Annotated in this window: 22 protein-coding genes; 19 read left to right on the top strand and 3 right to left on the bottom strand. The window is 36.6% G+C overall.

Annotation, left to right across the window (positions count from 1 at the left end; translation table 11 throughout):
* The first annotated feature begins 38 nt into the window (after positions 1-38).
* From AC6I0I_RS06530 to AC6I0I_RS06505, 6 genes are all read left to right on the top strand, one after another.
* Complete coding sequence (locus AC6I0I_RS06530) at positions 39-1,430, top strand: CehA/McbA family metallohydrolase (RefSeq protein WP_262953602.1); 1,392 nt, start codon at positions 39-41, stop codon at positions 1,428-1,430.
* Between the two features lie 87 nt (positions 1,431-1,517).
* Complete coding sequence (locus AC6I0I_RS06525; RefSeq protein WP_161831615.1) at positions 1,518-1,820, top strand: Dabb family protein; 303 nt, start codon at positions 1,518-1,520, stop codon at positions 1,818-1,820.
* A 129-nt stretch (positions 1,821-1,949) separates the two neighbouring features.
* A complete protein-coding gene (locus tag AC6I0I_RS06520; RefSeq protein ID WP_262950613.1) occupies positions 1,950-2,903 on the top strand; it encodes a carbohydrate kinase family protein in 954 nt (317 codons plus the stop codon).
* Positions 2,904-3,192: 289 nt separating this feature from the next.
* Positions 3,193-4,857 (top strand): glycoside hydrolase family 13 protein, encoded by a 1,665-nt coding sequence (locus AC6I0I_RS06515; RefSeq protein ID WP_262953601.1) that lies wholly within the window; start codon positions 3,193-3,195, stop codon positions 4,855-4,857.
* A gap of 36 nt (positions 4,858-4,893) precedes the next feature.
* Positions 4,894-6,540 carry a PTS transporter subunit IIBC gene (locus AC6I0I_RS06510; RefSeq protein ID WP_262953600.1) on the top strand — a complete coding sequence of 549 codons (1,647 nt, stop codon included), beginning with the start codon at positions 4,894-4,896 and terminating at the stop codon, positions 6,538-6,540.
* A 16-nt stretch (positions 6,541-6,556) separates the two neighbouring features.
* A complete protein-coding gene (locus AC6I0I_RS06505) occupies positions 6,557-7,345 on the top strand; it encodes an endonuclease/exonuclease/phosphatase family protein (protein WP_161831611.1) in 789 nt (262 codons plus the stop codon).
* A gap of 95 nt (positions 7,346-7,440) precedes the next feature.
* On the opposite strand, the gene AC6I0I_RS06500 is transcribed toward AC6I0I_RS06505, so the two are convergent.
* Entirely contained in the window at positions 7,441-8,091 is a 651-nt protein-coding gene (locus AC6I0I_RS06500; RefSeq protein ID WP_262953599.1) for a hypothetical protein, read from the bottom strand.
* 198 nt (positions 8,092-8,289) lie between these two features.
* Between AC6I0I_RS06500 and AC6I0I_RS06495 the strand changes: the two genes are divergently transcribed.
* Positions 8,290-8,784 (top strand): hypothetical protein, encoded by a 495-nt coding sequence (locus tag AC6I0I_RS06495; protein ID WP_262950605.1) that lies wholly within the window; start codon positions 8,290-8,292, stop codon positions 8,782-8,784.
* A gap of 61 nt (positions 8,785-8,845) precedes the next feature.
* Here the strand turns inward: AC6I0I_RS06495 and AC6I0I_RS06490 are convergent, their stop codons facing one another.
* Positions 8,846-9,691 (bottom strand): hypothetical protein, encoded by an 846-nt coding sequence (locus AC6I0I_RS06490; RefSeq protein ID WP_262953598.1) that lies wholly within the window; start codon positions 9,689-9,691, stop codon positions 8,846-8,848.
* Positions 9,692-10,007: 316 nt separating this feature from the next.
* On the opposite strand from AC6I0I_RS06490, the gene AC6I0I_RS06485 reads away from it, so the two are divergent.
* The 9 genes from AC6I0I_RS06485 (at position 10,008) to AC6I0I_RS06445 (ending at position 17,127) form a co-directional block, all read left to right on the top strand.
* Positions 10,008-11,717, top strand: coding sequence for a glycoside hydrolase family 13 protein (locus AC6I0I_RS06485; RefSeq protein ID WP_262953597.1), 1,710 nt, complete (start codon positions 10,008-10,010; stop codon positions 11,715-11,717).
* Between the two features lie 316 nt (positions 11,718-12,033).
* A complete protein-coding gene (locus AC6I0I_RS06480) occupies positions 12,034-12,276 on the top strand; it encodes a hypothetical protein (protein WP_161832599.1) in 243 nt (80 codons plus the stop codon).
* Positions 12,277-12,591: 315 nt separating this feature from the next.
* Positions 12,592-12,801: a hypothetical protein gene (locus AC6I0I_RS06475; RefSeq protein ID WP_161832598.1), complete on the top strand. Its 210-nt coding sequence runs from the start codon at positions 12,592-12,594 to the stop codon at positions 12,799-12,801.
* On the top strand, positions 12,801-13,352 hold the full coding sequence (locus tag AC6I0I_RS06470; RefSeq protein WP_161832597.1) for a type II toxin-antitoxin system PemK/MazF family toxin: 552 nt from the start codon (positions 12,801-12,803) through the stop codon (positions 13,350-13,352). The genes AC6I0I_RS06475 and AC6I0I_RS06470 overlap by 1 nt, the downstream gene beginning before the upstream one ends.
* Before the next feature lie 145 nt (positions 13,353-13,497).
* Positions 13,498-15,198, top strand: coding sequence for an aspartate 4-decarboxylase (gene aspD, locus AC6I0I_RS06465; protein ID WP_338505805.1), 1,701 nt, complete (start codon positions 13,498-13,500; stop codon positions 15,196-15,198).
* A gap of 195 nt (positions 15,199-15,393) precedes the next feature.
* Entirely contained in the window at positions 15,394-15,876 is a 483-nt protein-coding gene (ybaK, locus tag AC6I0I_RS06460) for a Cys-tRNA(Pro) deacylase (protein WP_161832595.1), read from the top strand.
* Between the two features lie 3 nt (positions 15,877-15,879).
* A complete protein-coding gene (locus AC6I0I_RS06455) occupies positions 15,880-16,149 on the top strand; it encodes a DUF1294 domain-containing protein (RefSeq protein ID WP_161832594.1) in 270 nt (89 codons plus the stop codon).
* A gap of 82 nt (positions 16,150-16,231) precedes the next feature.
* The gene (locus AC6I0I_RS06450) at positions 16,232-16,591 is read left to right on the top strand and encodes a hypothetical protein (RefSeq protein WP_161832593.1); all 360 of its coding nucleotides are present in this window, start codon (positions 16,232-16,234) and stop codon (positions 16,589-16,591) included.
* 170 nt (positions 16,592-16,761) lie between these two features.
* Positions 16,762-17,127, top strand: coding sequence for a DUF3784 domain-containing protein (locus AC6I0I_RS06445; protein WP_161832592.1), 366 nt, complete (start codon positions 16,762-16,764; stop codon positions 17,125-17,127).
* Between the two features lie 41 nt (positions 17,128-17,168).
* Here AC6I0I_RS06445 and AC6I0I_RS06440 read toward each other — a convergent pair whose 3' ends face one another.
* Positions 17,169-17,771 carry a GNAT family N-acetyltransferase gene (locus tag AC6I0I_RS06440; RefSeq protein ID WP_161832591.1) on the bottom strand — a complete coding sequence of 201 codons (603 nt, stop codon included), beginning with the start codon at positions 17,769-17,771 and terminating at the stop codon, positions 17,169-17,171.
* A gap of 199 nt (positions 17,772-17,970) precedes the next feature.
* Between AC6I0I_RS06440 and AC6I0I_RS06435 the strand changes: the two genes are divergently transcribed.
* The 3 genes from AC6I0I_RS06435 (at position 17,971) to AC6I0I_RS06425 (ending at position 19,252) form a co-directional block, all read left to right on the top strand.
* On the top strand, positions 17,971-18,222 hold the full coding sequence (locus AC6I0I_RS06435) for a GIY-YIG nuclease family protein (RefSeq protein ID WP_161832590.1): 252 nt from the start codon (positions 17,971-17,973) through the stop codon (positions 18,220-18,222).
* Between the two features lie 80 nt (positions 18,223-18,302).
* The gene (locus tag AC6I0I_RS06430) at positions 18,303-18,689 is read left to right on the top strand and encodes a Fur family transcriptional regulator (protein ID WP_161832589.1); all 387 of its coding nucleotides are present in this window, start codon (positions 18,303-18,305) and stop codon (positions 18,687-18,689) included.
* 68 nt (positions 18,690-18,757) lie between these two features.
* Positions 18,758-19,252: a hypothetical protein gene (locus AC6I0I_RS06425; RefSeq protein WP_161832588.1), complete on the top strand. Its 495-nt coding sequence runs from the start codon at positions 18,758-18,760 to the stop codon at positions 19,250-19,252.
* The last annotated feature ends 21 nt before the right edge of the window (positions 19,253-19,273 follow it).

Raw genomic sequence — 19,273 nt, 5'->3', positions numbered from 1 at the left:
GACTATTGAATAATGTTATAATTTAAAAGGTGATGAATATGAAGAGATGGTCTCTGTATCTTTTGATTTGTTTGATCTTGGTCGGAGCGTGGTGTCTTTTTAATCAGTTAGAGTCAACAGACACGGAGTTATCAGTGTTTGGATTCAAAATAGAATTGCAACAAGAGAAGGTATCGGGACAGGTCATTGATGAGGATGGGAAGCCCCTGGTCGCGGAAATTCGTTTTTTTGATTCGGAAGGTGGCCTTGTTAAACGAATTCAAACGAATCTAAAAGGGGAGTTTGGAATTCATCTAGATGAAGGATATTATACGATCGAACTATCGAGGGGATATGAGTATGAACGAAAATCAATTCCTGTGGAGGTTCGTCAGGGACAGCCTGTTCAGGTTAAACCTACGATTCTTACCCGACTGATTGACTGGAGAGCAAAGGATTATTATGGTGGTGATTTTAATCAACACTCCCATTTTAGTTCAGAGGGACAAAATACGGTTGAGGAAGTTTTGACGGCTAATTTAGCAAATGGGCTAAGTTATGGGGCATTGGCCGATGAAAATACCGTTGATGGTAATGATGAGTGGAATGCATTGGCGGATCAGGTCCATTATCTTGCACTGTCAGGTCAAACAGTCATGCATCGTCAACAACGATATGTGGCCGTAAATGTTCCAAAACAACTAACGCTTGATTCAGAAGCTTCGATCGATTCGATTAATCAATTAGGCCACCAAATTCATAAATCAAACGGAATCCTACTCACCGATGCTTTAAATGATTCAATTAAGTCCTTATTAGAGGGGAAAGGAATCGATGCAATTGAAATTTGGAATGGCCAACAAGTGCCTCCAATTAGAAGCTTAGAAGGGTTAGAGAAAAAAATGACCGCTAACGTTTTACGAAGAGAGAAATGGTTTGAACTGTTAAATCAAGGAATGAAAATAACGGCAGTGGCTAATTCAAATAACTATGATATTAATGGAGCCCTTATAGGTGAAGGAATAACGAAAAACGAGCACTATAATCGATGGTTAGCAGATGGAGGATCCGTCGGAGAACCACGGAATTATATTAAGGCGGATGAGTTAACGGTAGCAGGAATATTAAAAGGAATAAAAGAAGGTCATGTTTTTATGACCAATGGGCCTTTAATGGATATTACGATAAATGATAAAACATTCGGTGATGAAATAAGTGGGGTAACGGATGCTGAGATTGCGTATTTAGTAACGTCAAACCAGTCTGAATTAATGCAGTTAAATATTATTGCAGATGGAGAAATTATACAGGAAGTTCCATTAGCAAAAAATGTCCCCAACCTAGGAACATTGAATTTGAATTTATCAGATTATCAATGGGTTGCATTTGAGGTGTTAACGACATCCTATGAATATGCGCTCTCTAATCCGATTTATTTGAAAGCGGATTAAAAATCATACAAACGCCGTCGAACTATTGAATAATATGTCGTTTTTCAGTAAAATAAAGATAACAAGCAAAGAGATGGAGGTCTAACAATGGTTAAACATATTGTGATGTGGAAAATTAAAGAAACAAATGGATTAACAAAAGAACAAACAGCGCAACAAATTAAAGAAGCTTTAGAAGGATTAAACGGAAAAATCGAAGGTCTTCGTCATTTAGAAGTAGGAATTGATTTCTTACAATCGGATGCATCTTATGATGTCGTATTATATTCAGAGTTAGAAGATAAAGCTGCTTTAGAATATTATCAGGCACATCCATTACATGTGAAAGTGGCAACAGAAATTGTAAAACCTGCGGCAACTTCACGCGTTGTTTCTGATTACGAGTTATAAGAATGGGGCAATAACATTTTTGTTATTGCTTGTTTTTATTAGAAAGTTAGTAGATGAATTGATTTATTTTATGATAAATGATACCAATTAAATGGCTTTATTTTTAACTAAAGGGAGAGGCTAACAAGCATGAAAAACAATCACGATGCGTATAATTTAGTTTTTGGAATATCCATTTACGATATTTTTGGATTTACGGCTCACAATTACCGTTCTCATGACTCAAATCCGGGGCGTGTGAAAGTATCTTTTGGTGGCGTATGTCGTAATATTGCTGAAAATATGGCAAGAATGGGAGCAAATACAAAATTTATTTCCGTTCTAGGTAATGATGAAAAAGGAAAAAGCATTTTAAAGCACTCTGAATCAATCAACGTTGATATGTCTGATTCACTGATTATTGAAGGGGCCTCAACACCAACTTATGTTGCCATCCTTGATGAAAAGGGTGAAATGGTCTCTGCTATTGTTGATATTGATGTAGAGCATCATCTCACAGAAGAATTTATTGATTCGAAATCAGATGTGATTGAAGGTTCTGAATATATGTTCTTTGGAGCAGATAATCCGAAAATTTTAGAATATATTGTGAAGAAATATAACAAGAAAACAAAGTTTGTATTAGATCCTGTTTCTGCAGCAAAAGCAGCAAATATCAAAGATTTATTGCCATACTTTCACACCGTGAAACCTAATCGTCATGAAGCAGAAGTATTATGTGGGTTTAAATTAGAAACAGTTGAAGATGTTCGTCGCGCAGGAAAATATTTTCTTTCGCTCGGAATCCAAAATATTTTTATTAGTTTAGATGCAGATGGTGTTTATTACTGTACCCCTGTAGAAGAAGGTATTGTGAAGCCGAACAAGGTAGACGTGATAAACGTAACGGGAGCGGGAGATTCTTTTATTGCAGGTGTTGGCTATAGTTATTTAAATCAACTATCTATTTTAGATACAGTGAAGTTGGCTCAGGCAATGTCGATTATTACCATTTCACATGAAGAGACGATTCATCCGGAGATGGAACTTAATCGTGTAAAACAAAAAATTAATGAAATTGAATGGTCTATAACTACGTTTTAACCTTTCGATTTCCGACAAAACGAGGAGCTTTTTTGTGAAAAAAGCTCCTTTTTTTGTCTTATTGCGGAACTGGAACCGATTACGGAATCGTGGGGTATTGTGTCGGATAAAGTGTTACCGGTTACATGAGAATTATACATTGTATTAATTTTATGAAAACGATATAATCAAGTTGTAGCAAAAAGTAATGCGTTTACTTTGGAGATTCTTAACAGGTATAACACGAAGAATGGGGAGAAACACTAACGAAAAGAGACAGCAAGAAAAAGAAAAAGGAGTCGGACACACGATGAATAAAGTATGGTGGAAAGAAGCCGTGGCATATCAAATCTATCCTAGAAGTTTTATGGATTCAAATGGTGATGGAATCGGTGATCTTAATGGAATTATTACGAAATTAGATTATCTAAAATCACTTGGAATTGATGTGATTTGGATTTGTCCATTTTATAAGTCGCCTAATGATGATTGTGGTTACGATATTAGCGACTATAAAGATATTATGGATGAATTTGGAACGATTGAAGATTTCGATCGTTTACTCAGTGAAGTTCATAAGCGAGGAATGAAATTAATTGCTGATTTAGTTATTAATCATACGAGTGATGAACATCCATGGTTTATCGAATCTAGGTCTTCATTAGATAACCCCAAACGTGACTGGTATATTTGGCGAGACGGGATTAATGGAAAAGAGCCAAATAACTGGGAAAGTATTTTCAGTGGATCCGCTTGGGAATATGACGAAGAAACGAATCAATATTACATGCATCTATTCTCTAAAAAACAACCTGATTTAAATTGGGAAAATCCAGAGGTTAGAGAAGCTTTATACGAGATGGTTAACTGGTGGTTAGATAAAGGAATCGATGGATTCCGAGTTGATGCCATCAGCCATATAAAAAAGGAAGAAGGATTGGCGAATATGCCGAATCCTCAACAACTCAAATATGTTTCATCGTTTGATAAACATATGAATGTGAAAGGAATTCATCCGCTACTGGCTGATTTGAAAGCGAATACTTTCGATCATTATGATATTATGACAGTAGGGGAAGCAAATGGGGTTAAACCTGAAGATGCTCACCTATGGGTGGGAGAAAAAGAAGGAAAATTTAATATGGTTTTCCAATTCGAACATCTTGGACTGTGGAAGGATAATGGAAGTGAAAAACTAGATATCCGTCAGTTAAAACAAATCTTAACCAAGTGGCAAAATGGCTTAGAAGGTGTTGGATGGAACGCGCTTTATATTGAGAATCATGATTTAGCGCGAATTGTTTCTACCCTTGGAGACGATGAACACTATTGGAAAGAAAGTGCGACATCGCTTGGCATGATGTACTTCATGATGAAGGGAACACCATTTATTTACCAAGGGCAAGAAATTGGAATGACCAATGTGCACTTTGATAAGGTTGAGGATTATCAAGATGTCCAAAGTACGGGGCTTTACTATTCTAAGCTCGATCAGGGAATGGAGCATGATGACATTATGGAGATTATTCGTGCAACAGCCCGTGGGAATAGTCGAACACCGATGCAATGGAATAACGAAGCGAATGCAGGATTTACAACGGGGGTACCTTGGTTAGCAGTTAATCCAAACTATAAAGAGATTAATGTGCAAAAACAGGAGGAAGATCCGGAATCAATTCTTAACTTCTATAAAGATATGATTGCATTAAGAAAATCGGATGATGTCTTTATTTACGGAAAATACGAATTGATTCTTGAAAATCATCCAAATGTTTACGCGTACTTACGTATCTTGGATGGGAAAAGTGCCTTAGTATTGTGTAATCTAACGGACACTGAAACGATGGTTGATTTAGGTCAATTATCAGTATCGGCAGAACAATTGTTACTTGCAAATATGCCTGTTGAGGATCACGCAATTGTAACTGAATTGGAATTGAAGCCGTTTGAAGCTCGCATCTACAGCTTAAATTAAGCTATGATGATATAAGAATTATTAGGAGGAATAGTTGTGAAAAAGTCAGGGTTTATGTCGTTTGATTTCTGGCAAAAGTTTGGAAAGGCCTTAATGGTCGTTATCGCTGTAATGCCAGCAGCGGGGATTATGATTTCTTTAGGTAAATTAGTTGCAATGTCAGGTGGAGATATTGCAGTAATTGCTACAATCGCTAAAATCATGGAAGAAATCGGTTGGGCGATTATTGGTAACTTACATGTTTTATTTGCCGTTGCTATCGGGGGATCTTGGGCAAAAGAACGTGCGGGTGGAGCATTTGCCGCTTTAATCGCATTTATCTTAATTAACCGTATTTCAGGAGCAATCTTTGGAGTAACAGCTGATATGTTAGCTGATCCAACAGCAACAGTTAAATCACTGTTTGGAGCAGATATGATTGTTGCAGACTACTTTACTGAAATTTTAGGATCGCCAGCCTTAAACATGGGGGTATTCGTAGGGATTATCTCTGGGTTCTTAGGGGCAGCTATCTTTAATAAATATTACAACTTCAGTAAATTACCACAAGCATTAGCGTTCTTCAATGGTAAACGTTTCGTACCATTCGTTGTAATCGGGGGATCAGTTGTAACTTCATTAATCTTATCAATCATTTGGCCATTCGCTCAAGGTGCATTAAACAACTTTGGTCAATGGATTGCAACTTCTCAAGATACTGCGCCAATCCTTGCACCATTCGTATACGGAGCTGGTGAGCGCTTATTATTACCATTTGGTTTACACCACATGTTAACTATTCCTATGAACTATACTGAATTAGGTGGAACATATGAAGTTTTAACAGGTGCAAACGCAGGACAAATCGTTGCAGGACAAGAGTCTTTATGGTTAGCATGGGTAACTGACTTAAATAACTTAAAAGCAGCTGGAGATATGGAAGCCTATAACACATTATTAAATTCAGTAACACCAGCACGCTTCAAAGCAGGACAAGTTATTTTATCAACTGCTTCATTAATGGGGGCTGCTTATGCAATGTTCCGTAATGTTGACAACGATAAAAAATCAGCTTATAAATCAATGTTCGTTTCTGCAGCATTAGCAACATTCTTAACAGGTGTATCTGAGCCATTAGAATTCATGTTCATGTTTATTTCACCAGTTTTATACTTATGCTATGCTATCTTAGCAGGTGCGGCGTTTGCTTTAGCTGACTTAATCAACTTACGTATTCACTCATTTGGTATTATCGAATTCTGTACTCGTATTCCAATGATGGCGAATGCTGGATTAACAGGAGATATGATTAACTTCGTATTAGGATGTTTAGGATTCTTCGCATTAAACTTCGGTGTATTCAACTTTGCTATTAAAAAGTTCAAAATTGTGACACCAGGACGTTTAGGAAACTACAATGAAGAAGATAACACTGCGGCGGATTCAAACGTAACAGCTGGAGGAAGCCAATTAGCAAATGATATCATCTTATTATTAGGTGGAGCAGAGAACATCTTAGACGTAGATGCTTGTATGACTCGTTTACGTGTAACAGTTAAAAATGCAGATAATGTATCAGATCAACCAAACTGGAAAGCAACTGGTGCATTAGGATTAATCATTAAAGATAATGGAATCCAAGCAATTTACGGACCAAAAGCTGATGTATTAAAATCAGAAATTCAAGATATCTTAGGTTTATAATTATAGGAGCGTTTTTATGAAAGTATTAACCTTAAATTGTCATGCTTGGCAAGAAGAAAATCAACTTCAAAAAATTAAACACTTAGCCGAAGTCATTAAAGAAAAAAACTATGATGTGATTGCCTTGCAAGAGGTCATGCAGTTAGTAGACCCAAGTGATGATGAAAAGGTCAAAAAAGACAATTATGCGGTTGTATTACTTCATGAGTTAATGAAGTTAGGGGTAACAGATTATCAATTCGTATGGGACTTTGCTCACATCGGATTTGATATCTATGAAGAGGGGTTAGCGGTGCTAACCCGTCTCCCTATTAAAAAGGCCGATTCATTTGTTATCACGAATCAAGATGATATTCATAATTTCCGCACACGTCGTGTTGTGGGGGTTGAGGTGATGAACGGGGATCAACCGATGAGCATTTATTCATGTCATTTAGGTTGGTACCATGATGAAGAGGAACCATTTAAAAATCAGGTTGACCGCCTAGTTGCTAAGTTACCACAAAATCAATTAGCCCTTGTTATGGGAGACTTCAATAATGATGCTAATATCCGTAATGAGGGATATGACTACCTTTTAAGTAAAGGGTTAGTTGATACGTATACGTTGGCTGAAGAGAAGGATAGTGGTATGACGGTTGTTGGAAAAATTGATGGGTGGTCGAACAATAAAAAAGACTTACGCATTGATTTAGTTTTAGCTAACCAAAATATCAAAGTTAAATCATCCCATGTTATTTTTAATGGCCAACATAAAGAAATTGTTTCTGATCATTTCGGTATTGAAGTAGAGTTAGATTTATAAAAATTAACCCCTCTAAAGATTTTCTTTAGAGGGGTTAATGATATAGAAGATAAAGAAAAAACAACTAATTTTTTTATTAGTTGTTTTTTCTTTTATTATTCTGTTTCAAGTTCCTTAAGTTCGAGGTTTTGACGGCGATTATCTAAAGGGTTTTTGTTAATGTGATAAACGTAAAATCCCGATTGTGGTTTTGCTAAGAATTCATCGAGATAAAGTGGACCAGATGGGGTATGAGCAAGAACATACGGTTGACCATTAGGTTTCTTTTTCGAAATCCAAGTATATTGTTCATTTACGACACCATCTAAATCCTCGGCGGAAATAAGTGCTTTGTTCACGATGTTTCCATAGCGATCTTTTAAATGAATAGCAATATCCCCATTATCTAGACGTTCGTAACTATTGATTTGTTGGCGATTGTATATTTCAAGGTTTGATTTACGGTTATCTAGAAGATCTCCGTTAATATGTCGGATAGGTGCGTTTTTACTTGTACCTAAGACAACTGATTGTAAGGTTGGTTTGAGGTAGCGAACTTTTCCGTTTTGATTTATTTTTGTTTTTGTTTCAATAATATAGCAATTAAAATCTTTATGCCATTGAGCGTACCAATAAGAATAGTTCTTTACTTTTTCTAAATCCTCTAGATCAAATTGAGCAACGAATGATTTTCCTTTTTTATTAAAAACAGTTAAGTTAACAACGTCTCCGACGATGTCATATTGGTTTTTATGTTGAGTTGTCATTTAGAATCACCTCTAGTCATTTATCTTCTTTATTCATTATGCCATTATAACAAAAGATAATGTATTTTTCTACCTATAAAAACAAATCTTATCTTAATTTGCTACTATTGATAAACGCATATTCAAAAGAAGCGGATAGGGAATAAATTAAGGTGTAGTTGAAATTCTAACAAATGAAGTAAAAGGAGATATAGAACTATGTGCACTAATGGTATGAATAACAATCAATTCAATGAAAATTCAATTTTTAATTTTGAACCTCAACAACAAAATCGCTGTCGATGCCAAAGCGAGGAAATGCGCCCACAACGCCCTTGTCGAAATTCGAATCAAGCGGATCAGACTTGTGTTTCACAAAATGTATTTTTAACAGGTGATTTGTATCAAATTAAAGATGCAGATACAGTTGTTACGAATGATGTGCAGTTAAATGGGATTAGCCAGATGGGGCGTCAGGGAAATAATAACTGTAGAGTTCGACAAGCATATATGCAGGGCTATCGTCAAGGCTGTATGAAAGGGTGTCGTCAAGGTTATCGTAAAGGATTTAGAGATGGGTATTGCCAGGGGGTTAGAACAGCTAACTGCTTTGGATTAGGGAATAACTGTTGCAATAAGGAAGCAGAACTTAACACAAGTCTTTCAAATTCAACTACAAACTCCGTAGCTAATGAAGATTTCTTTTTGTTTTAAAAAGCTACGTAAAGCGAAATAAAAAAAGGCAGGATATCCTGCCTTTTTTTAATAGCTATTATTATTTTGTTTCTAACGCTTTTTTAACTAAATCTAAGTAAGAAGCAACTTTAATAGAAACACCTGATACAGCATCTGTGTGTCCATCTTCATCTGTTAATGTAACTTTTGTTACATCAAAGTTATTAGCAACGATGAAGTCTTCTAATAAGTCCATTTGCTCATGCCATGCTAATTCTCCACCCATGTCATAAGTTCCTTCTTCTGATGCAGCACGTTTTGATGTTCCATCTTCTTGGATCATATCGATATTTAAGTTAACAGCTTTTCCGTTATCATAAACAACTTCAATCACATCTGTTCCTGATTTAGCTGGAAATTCCGATTTTTTAATTCCACTGAATCCAAATTCAGTTTCACCTTTTGCAACTGAATCCATTAATTCTTGAACTAATTTTACATATGAACCGACTTTCATTGAAACGCCTGTTAATGAGTCTGTATGTCCATCTTCATCAATAAGATTGATTTTTGTTGTATCAAAATTATTGTCTACTAATGCTTTTTCTACTGCAGCAATTTGTTCATGCCATTGTAAAGCACCTTCTTCTTTACTCATAACATATCCACCACTAGCAGCTAATTCTTTTTTTGATGTTCCGTTTGTTAATACATCAATTGATACTGAAGTCGGCTTCCCATCTTTGTATTCCATAACAATTGAAGCAACGTCAGTAGAAGCTCCTGTAGGATCAACTAAACGGTTGTATGTTACCGTTCCAGTGTATGTTCCCGCTACTTGTTCAGTTTTTTGTGTTTCAGTTTTTGGTGCTTCTGCGTCATTTGAGCAAGCCCCTAAAAATAAGACTGCTGAAGCTAACGCGATTAAAAGTTTACCTTTTAACATGTGTTTGTACCCCCTACGGCTAAATATTATCTCTAAAAGACAAGCTATATTCTAACAATAAACCTCTTTCATATCAAGGTTTTTTTGTGTTTTTTTTAACAAAAAGCATGAAAAAATGAATAAAGAAAAAATAAAGGGGAAAAATAATAGAATTTTTTTGCATAAGAGAGAGGAAAAAATAGAAAAGTAAGATTATTCCTGTGTAGCTATAACATGGAATCGATTACAGTCAGAATTTAGTAGGTTTGTCAGATTACACTATGATAAAATATGTGTTGTGAAAAACAAGTAGACTATTTATAGGGGGATGACATAGATGACAGAAGTAGCACGTAAATGGTGGAAGGAAGGCGTAGGTTATCAAATCTATCCAAAAAGTTTTTGCGATAGTAATGGGGACGGAATTGGTGATTTACAAGGAATTATTAGTAAATTAGACTATTTAGCCCATTTAGGGATTAATATTATTTGGTTATGTCCTGTTTACCAATCACCAATGGATGATAACGGATACGATGTGTCAGATTATTATCAAATTGCAAAAGAATTTGGTAGTATTGAAGACTTTAAAATTTTATTAAATGAAGCTAAAAAGCGTGGAATTAAAATTGTAATGGACCTTGTATTAAATCATACGAGTGATGAACATCCTTGGTTCGTTGAGGCACGTCAATCAGTAGATAGTCCATACCGTGATTATTATATTTGGCAAAAAGGGAAAACAGATGAGTGGGGAAATGAAACTGAGCCAACGAACTGGGCTTCATTTTTTACGCCTTCATGTTGGGAAAAAGACGAACAAACCAACGAGTATTACATGCACATCTTCTCTCGTAAAATGCCAGACTTAAACTGGGCAAATGATAAGATGCGTGAATCATTATATGAAATGGTTAAATGGTGGTTAGAGTTAGGAATTGATGGCTTCCGTGTAGATGCTGTAGCCCATTTAGATCGCGACTTCTCATTTACTGATTCACATATGCCAAGTCATGGGAAATATAAAGAAGATTGGTCAAAATTCTCTAACATGCCACTTGTTCATACTTACTTAAAAGAGTTAAATGAAAAAATGTTATCTCATTATGATATTTTTACAGTTGGTGAAGTTGGCGGAGGAGCGGATGTTAATGAGGCGCTTAAATACGCGGCGTATGATTCAAAAGAATTAAACATGGTATTTACGTTTGATCACTGTTGGGCAAACAATGGATATGACTCATTAAATGAAACATGGACTAATCGTGTGAACTTATATGACTTAAAACAAGTGTTTAAAAAATGGCAATTAGGATTACAAAATCGTGCTTGGAATCCACTTTATTGGTTAAACCACGATCATCCGCGTGTGATGTCACAATACGGTGAGGCAACACATTACCATAAAGAATCAGGAAAAATGTTAGCGACGTCATTATTAATGATGTGGGGAACACCGTTTATCTATAACGGTGAGGAAATTGGGATGACAAACGCAGATCATTTAACATTTGATGATTATCATGATGTTTCGACGATTGAAAAAATTAAGAAATTATTAGGGGAAGGGCACCCAACGGAATTGATTGAACGTTATATTAAAGTGACTTCTCGTGATAATGCGCGAACACCGATGCAATGGGATCAAACGGAAAATGGTGGGTTTACAACGGGAACACCATGGATGAAAGTTAATCCAAATTATCAAACGATTAATGTGGCTTCACAATTAGAGGACGAAGATTCATTATTTAATCACTATCGCCGTTTAATTGAGTTAAGACGTTTTAGTGACTATAAAGATATCATCGTTTATGGGGATTACCAGTTAGTAGGTGAGCATCATCCAAATGTATACGCATATGTAAGAACATATGGGGATCGTCGATTATTAATCGTATCAAACTTCTTTGAAAAACCAACAACTATTTGTTTACCAGATTTAACAGCTAAACAAATGGTCATCTCAAACTATAAAGATTCATCAATGCATTTACCATGTTTAGAGTTAAGAGCTTATGAATCAATCGTTTTTGAATTAGTTTAATTAATATTATTTTAAAAGAAAATACAGTATCAATACACTCTGACTTGATACTGTATTTTCTTTTGTTGGTAAATGAGCGCGAATTGCGTATAATAGAGAAATCCGAGATAATTTTACTCAAGAAGACGCTCAAGGCTTTTAGCCAATCAAGGTGAACAGTCGTTTAGTTGCCCAATATAAGATTGATTGTGTAGCTAGATAGATAGAGGCGGGGTTCCTTTTGTGTTTTAAGCAGACATCCCTCATCCATAAAACATAAAAGGACGTTTGAGCGCATCCATGTGAAGGTCTTATTTGAATAGTGAAGGAGTTTACGATGAATCATATTTTACAATTATTAGTTGCGATCGTGTTCTTTTTTATCCTTTTTAAACAGTATAAAAAAACACATCAACCTCATCTTTTAGTGACACTACTGGCGTTAGTACTGATCGGTATTTGCCGACTAGTGGTTCCGCATCTTTCAAATCCCGCTATTCGGATAGGGGTTGTCTTTATTGCGGTACTAAGTTGCGCCCTCAGTTATGGACTCATCTGCCGTGATGAAAAAAAACGGTAAGGGGTTAGCCTTCATGGCTAACTCCTTTTTTTATCAAAATGAAAACTTAAGTGTGAAGGCGTCATATAGTAGTAGGGGAGAAACTTATTCTTCTTCCTTAGGGTGCTTTGAAATGGCTGCAAGAGGCGATCTATTATAAATGAAATTCTGTTAAAGTAAATCACCTCATGTATGTGATTAACTGAAAATTTAACGGAAGAATAGGCGTTGATCTATTATTATTAAGGTTTTATTGAATAGGATAGAGTAGGCAGAAAATGTAGCTATTTTAAAGTAGGATAAGAAGCTAGGAACTCTCTGATTTGAGGTGAAACAATGGTTAATCGAGGCAAAGACGGCTGGAATAAAGGAATGTTACAAAAAGAAAAAACGTCTTCCAAAAGTACGCGTAGCGTAAAAAAAACGCCTCTTCAACAATTTGATGTCGCGGCTTTCTTCGAGGAAAATTTGTTTGATATTATTGACCTAGAAGAAAATCGTTCAGGTGTCAAAGAGTTTGAAGATGCTGTGAAGAAGGATGAATAATGGAGCTCCCTCGACTTGTTCAAAGTAAAGATATTCATCGAGGGAAAATCTTTTATGTTGCCTTACCGTATACGCAGGGAAGACCGTTTCGGTTTGTTGAAAAGGACGGACAATACGAGGATTTGTATCGTATTATTGAGCGACCAGATGGATTTAAGGGGGTTTTTGAACCTGAGACCGGGAAGCGCCGTTCGGAAAATCTAGAAGTTGTAACAGGTATTAAATTACGCCCATGTATCGTCATTCAAAAAGATCAGTATAACCATAATGAGAAGTATCCATTTGTTGTCGTGTTACCCATTGCGACATTAACGAAGGAACATAAACAACGCCCGATTTTTAAGCGATTAATTGAGCATAATGATTTGGATCAATTCTATTATCTTGGAAATGATTGTTATATTACAGTCAATGATCCGAAACGTGTGTATAAAAATACGTTATTCTATGTTGAAGGACGTTTAAAAATTGAGGAAAGTGACATCGATATGGATGAATTAATGATGCGCTTTGCAGAATGCTTAGCCGTCAAAAAAATACGTTCTGAATAAGTAAGGGATACTTGCAAGAAAGGGATGCGTCAGGCGTCCCTTTTTGTTGCTAAAAAAGTCGAATATTTATTTAAAATAGTTTGCATTCTATTAAGAATATGATAAATTAGTTATGCTAGATTGAATTAAACAATGGATATTCATCATGCGATTGATGTTGCATTGTGTGGTGGATATGATGAGAATAAAGGGGCAGAATAAAAAGATGACAGCAAAGAAAATGTTAAAACGACCAGAGATGAAACAACTGATTGAAAAAGTAAAGATGTTAAGCCCATTTGAATTAAAGGATGAATTTATTAAAATGGCGCAGAAATCGAAGGAGTTGGGGACCCCGAAAATTTTAAATGCCGGACGTGGAAATCCGAACTGGACAGCGGCAACACCAAGGCAGGCCTTCTTTTCACTAGGACAATTTGCCGTTCTTGAGTCCCAATTAACATGGTGCGAAGGAGATTTGGCGGGAATGCCACAAAAAGAGGGAGCCTATGAACGCTTTTTGGCTTATCTTGCGAAGCACCCGGATGAATATGGGATGGATTTATTAAAACAGGTTGTAGAGTATGGAATTGATGTGCATCAATTTGATCCGGATGAATGGGTATTTGAGTTAGTAGATGGGATTATTGGTGATAATTATCCGGTTCCTGATCGTATGCTTGTCCAAACGGAGCGTGTGGTGAAGGACTATTTAATTAAGGAAATGGGGGGCGATTCTCAAACAGCGACGCATGAGTTATTTGCCGTTGAAGGTGGAACGGCAGCGATGTGTTATATCATCGACTCGTTAAAGTCAAATTATTTATTAAAACCAAAAGATAAGATTGCATTATTTGTTCCTATTTTTACTCCTTATCTTGAAATTGCAACGTTACCATCAAATGAATTTGAAATGGTGTTCATTCATGCCTCGGCGGTGAATGAGGAAGGGGTACCGACGTGGCAATATCCAAAAGAGGAGTTAGATAAATTAAAGGATACGGATATTAAGTTAGCGTTTGTCGTTAATCCAAGTAACCCACCTGCCGTCGCCATGAATGAGGAGACGCTTGCGTATTTAGAAGAAATCGTAACAAAGCATCACCCTAAATTAATGATTGTTACAGATGACGTTTATGGAACGTTTTGCGATGGATTTAAGTCATTGATGATTACGATGCCTTATCATACACTAGGTGTTTATTCCTACTCTAAATATTTTGGGGTGACAGGATGGCGTTTAGGTCTGATTGCACTAGCAAAAGAGAATGTTTATAATCAGTTGATTAAAGAATTAAGTAAGGAAGAACAAGAAAAGTTAGTAGAACGATATGAGGCGTTAACGACTAACCCGAAAGAGATCTCATTTATTGACCGTCTTGTAGCAGATAGTCGTCAAGTGGCGTTAAATCATACAGCGGGACTATCAACCCCTCAACAGGTTCAGATGGCTATTTTTTCAGTTTTTGCATTGCTTGATGAAAAAAATCGCTATAAAGAGCAAACGAAGGCGATTTGTCGCCATCGCGAGCAGTTAATTTATCAAGAGTTAAAGGATTATCCTTACTTAGAAAATGAATTAAATACGGCTTATTATAATAAGTATGATTTACTTGTCTGGGCGAAGTTAAAGTACGGGGAATCTTTTGCGACATATTTAAAAAACGAACGGAGTGCGCTTGAATTTTTATTTGACCTTGCACGACGCTATGGAATTGTCCTATTAAACGGGAGCGGGTTTGAAGGTCCTGCTTGGTCGATTCGTGTGTCACTGGCTAATTTAAATGACGTTGATTACACTAAAATTGGTCAGGCGATTAATGAGCTCTTCGAGGAGTACGCGAATGATTGGAAAAACGGGCAATAATCCGTCTACATTATGAGAGAAAAATGCCATCCTTTAAATAAAAGGAAGGCGTTTTTTTTATATTCGGTATATAATAGAAAAGTAGCAATCAATCGGTGAGAGATTTTTAACGCCTTTATTAAGATTAAGGGCCTGTTTGTAAAAAGATGAAAGATAGTTTCATAGATAGAATGAAAACAGATTGGAGGAAATAGAGTGTCAAAGGTAAAAACAAATGCGATGAGATGGTTGGACCAACACAAAATTGGTTATGATGTACTGGCCTACGAGGTTAAAGATGGAGCTGTCGATGGGATTTCCGTGGCAGCGAAGGTGGGCCGCCCCGTAGAAGTTGTTTTTAAAACATTGGTGACAAGAGGGGCGAGTAAAGCTATTTATGTGTTTGTCATCCCCGTTGCTAAAGAGCTCGATTTAAAAAAGGCTGCTAAAGCGGTCAACGAGAAAAAAATTGAACTCATTGCTGTCAACGAAATCAATAAACTAACGGGCTATATCCGAGGTGGATGTTCACCTATTGGGATGAAGAAGTCTTATCCGACACTTATCGACTCGACGGCGATGGCGCTTCCGACCTTTATTGTAAGTGCCGGAAAAATCGGTTTTCAATTAGAGCTCGATCCACAGGTTCTAAGTCGACTATTAGATGCCCAGTTTCTAGAGGTGACGATGGAGGATTAATACATGGGTTGGATTTTTTTACTTACGGTTAACTGTTTAGGATATGCCCTCATGGCGATTGATAAGCGAAAAGCTTGTCGTGGGGAATGGAGAATAAGCGAGCGATCATTATTTTTGTGCGCGTTTTGCTTTGGGAGTTTTGGCGTTTATGCGGGGATGCACAGTTGTCGGCATAAGACAAAGCATCGATCGTTTCAAGTTTGGATTCCCTTTTTAATGGCGATGCAAACCTGGATCATCTTAAAATTGTATACAGGATCCGGCCTTAGTTAAAGAGTTTTTTCTTCAGAGAAGGTCATGCCACCCTCATCCTTGCATATAATTAAGGTAAGGTGCAAGAAGGGATGTGAGGGGGATGATGAAGGACTTAGAGACAATTCGTCATCAACGAAGAGGGTTTGTTCGTGTGAAGCTATTAATTGAATATTTAGATCAACTCGCAGAACTGAAACAACTCGAAATGGGAACCTACGAAGCAAGCGACGGGGCATTAGTGAACTATGTGGTCGTTGCTAAAGGCTGGAATCATTTTGGCTCATATATTCAACTGTTATATGTTCCGCGTTCCTACGGAAAGCGATATCGCTTTTTACTTGGGGAGGTCGAGGGGACAGTTGATCAATATGAGCAGTTTGACTGTTATCTTTCAGACGCGATTCCAATGACAGAAACATTAATCGATTATATCGTGGATAAAAGTCAACATTTATCATGAGAGCGCGTGGAAGGGGGATGCCGTAATAGATACCTTTTGGGACATTAAGTGAATCGGCCGTTTCAGTTTATAAGATGTTGGTGGTAAAGTTTTATGGCACTTGGTGTCCTTATATCGTCACTCGGGCGCTAGTGGGTTTAGTGGTTGACAAAGGAAAGGTGGACGAGGTAATGAATATGGATGGAGTAGCTTTTTATAGTTGTTTGTCGTTAGCGGGGCTATTTTTCCTTTTAGCACTACTTTTAATGTTACTAGGTGAAAAGGGTGCCATATTAATTAGTGGATTTAATACCTGGCCAAAGTCTAAGCGGGACATGTATGATAAACGGAAGTTAGTAAGCGATCAAGCTCGTTTATTATGGATTTGGGCGATTATTTTGAGTATGGGTGCCGTGTTATCCTATTTTATTTCACCCTATTTTGGGCTGGTAGCATTTATTTTATGGTTGATTCTAGCGTTTAAAGACGTTCATTGGGATGCTAATCGGGCCTTTGAAAAATATCGGAAATCACCTCATTCGGAACATAAAAAATAAAATGATAAAAAAATAAAAAGGGGATTCCCTTTTTATTTTTTTTATTTTGACATTAATATCGCGTCAATGACAGTTGGATCTAATTTATTAAATGGAATAAATGGTGTTGGAGGAGTAGTCGGGGTGGCAATCATTTTTTCCATCCAGATGATGTCGTACCAGTCATGAAATTTATAGGCATGGTCATGAAAATGAGCTACTTGTTTAAAGCCACGGTGTAGGTGAAAATAATAACTCGTTTTTGGGAGTCGCTTATCTTCTTGATCCGTATACGTGAGACAAGCATTTAAATAAGTGATGTTTTGTGCTCGAGAAATCTGTTCAATTTTTTCATAAAGAAGGGTTCCGAGTCCGCGTTGTTGGAGATTGGGTTTAAGGTAGATACTTGTTTCTACCGCCCATTGACAAGCTTCACGTTTATTAAAGGGACTCGTATAGGCAAATCCTAAAATTTCATCTTTCTGTTTGATGATCAGATAGGGATAAGCTACTAAGGTTTGTTGAATTCGGGTATAAAAATCTTCTACGGATGGAAGATGACATTCGCATGTAATCGCTGTATGTAGAATATAATAAGTATAGATATGAAGTAATTCTAAAGCGTCTTCAGGCTTAGCGATAGAGATTTGAATTGTTGAGCTCATTTAAGTCTCCTCCTCATTTTGAATGGTGCGAAAAGCTGGGTGTTTACTATTATCAGAGTAGTCAAAGTTGTAGAAACAAACCTGTCTTGCCCCTAACCTAAAAACAATGTCGATTATTGTAGAAAACTATCTTTTTTAATAAAGAAAGGCGTGGTATAATTAAAGGCATTGGTTAATGTTTGATGAAAGGAAGGGATTCATGCACTGGGTTTATATCGTTGAGTGCTCTGATGGGACTTATTATACGGGATATACAACGGATGTCAAGCGTCGGTTGAAAGAACATAATGAATCACCTAAGGGGGCGAAGTATACGCGGGCTCGACGGCCGGTGACCTTATGTTATCAAGCAAGTTATGAAACACGGAAAGAGGCTTGTCAGCGGGAATATCAGATAAAAAAGATGACGCGGCAACAGAAAATAGAGTTAATAATGTCTCAAAGCAAGTGATTTGACAAATTTAAAAATAGCATCTACAATTTAAGTAGTAATCATTATTATTATAATTTATAAAAAAAGGGGTGATGGAGATGAAATACTCTAAACAGCGTGAAATGATTCATAACTGTGTGAAGGATAATCCTTGTCACTTAACGGCGGATGCTATTTATGAAATGTTAAAAAAAGATCATCCAAATTTAAGTTTAGGAACGGTCTATCGCAATTTATCTCAGTTAGCAGAGCATGACATGATAAAAAAAGTGAGTATCCCAGGTTATCCGGATCGTTTTGATGGAACATTAGAGGATCACTTTCACTTTATTTGTTTAGAATGCGGTGAAGTAAAGGATTTATTTATTCCTGAATTGTATGGAATTGACTCGGTCGTGGAGCAATCAACGGGAGTTGATGTTTCAAAATGTGAAATGACCTTCAAAGGAATTTGTGAAAAATGTAAATCGACTAAAATAGTTTAAAAGAATCCTAGGCCGTCTAGGATTTTTTTTATGGATTACAATAAAATAGAGAGGAAGGGGGAAGTTAAATGGGGAATTTTAGTTTTTCATCGCTTGGTGTGTTATTTTTATTGTTGGTATTGATTCCGAATGCCTGCTGGTGTTTTAAAAAGCCAAAAGATGATACGGCAGAAAGGGAGAATCGTTGGTTACAAACGTGTGAACAGCTTGGGCAGGTCTTAACGACAATAGCTCTTCTTATCGATGGGAATTTAAATTGGCACGGATGGTCCAATCGGTGTTGGTGGCTTATCTTAGCTAGTTGCTTTATTTTTTTGTATGAGTGGTTTTGGGTTCGATATTTTCGAAGTGATCGAAATTTAATTGATTTTTATCGCCCATTAGTGGGGGTTCGAGTGCCAGGAGCAACTTTTCCTATCCTTTCGTTTTTATGCTTGGCTTTATATGGACGTGCGCTCGTTTTAGGTTTTGCAACTTTTTTATTAGGGGTTGGCCATATAGGCATTCATTTATCACATGAACAAGAGCTTAAGACTCAACTACTGAATCAGGTTAAGGATTAATTTTTATTAAAAAGGGACTTT

The sequence above is a fragment of the Turicibacter sp. St.80E1 genome (assembly GCF_059728495.1).
Note: the sequence above shows the minus strand (reverse complement) of the source record. Positions and strands in the feature narration are given on the sequence as shown.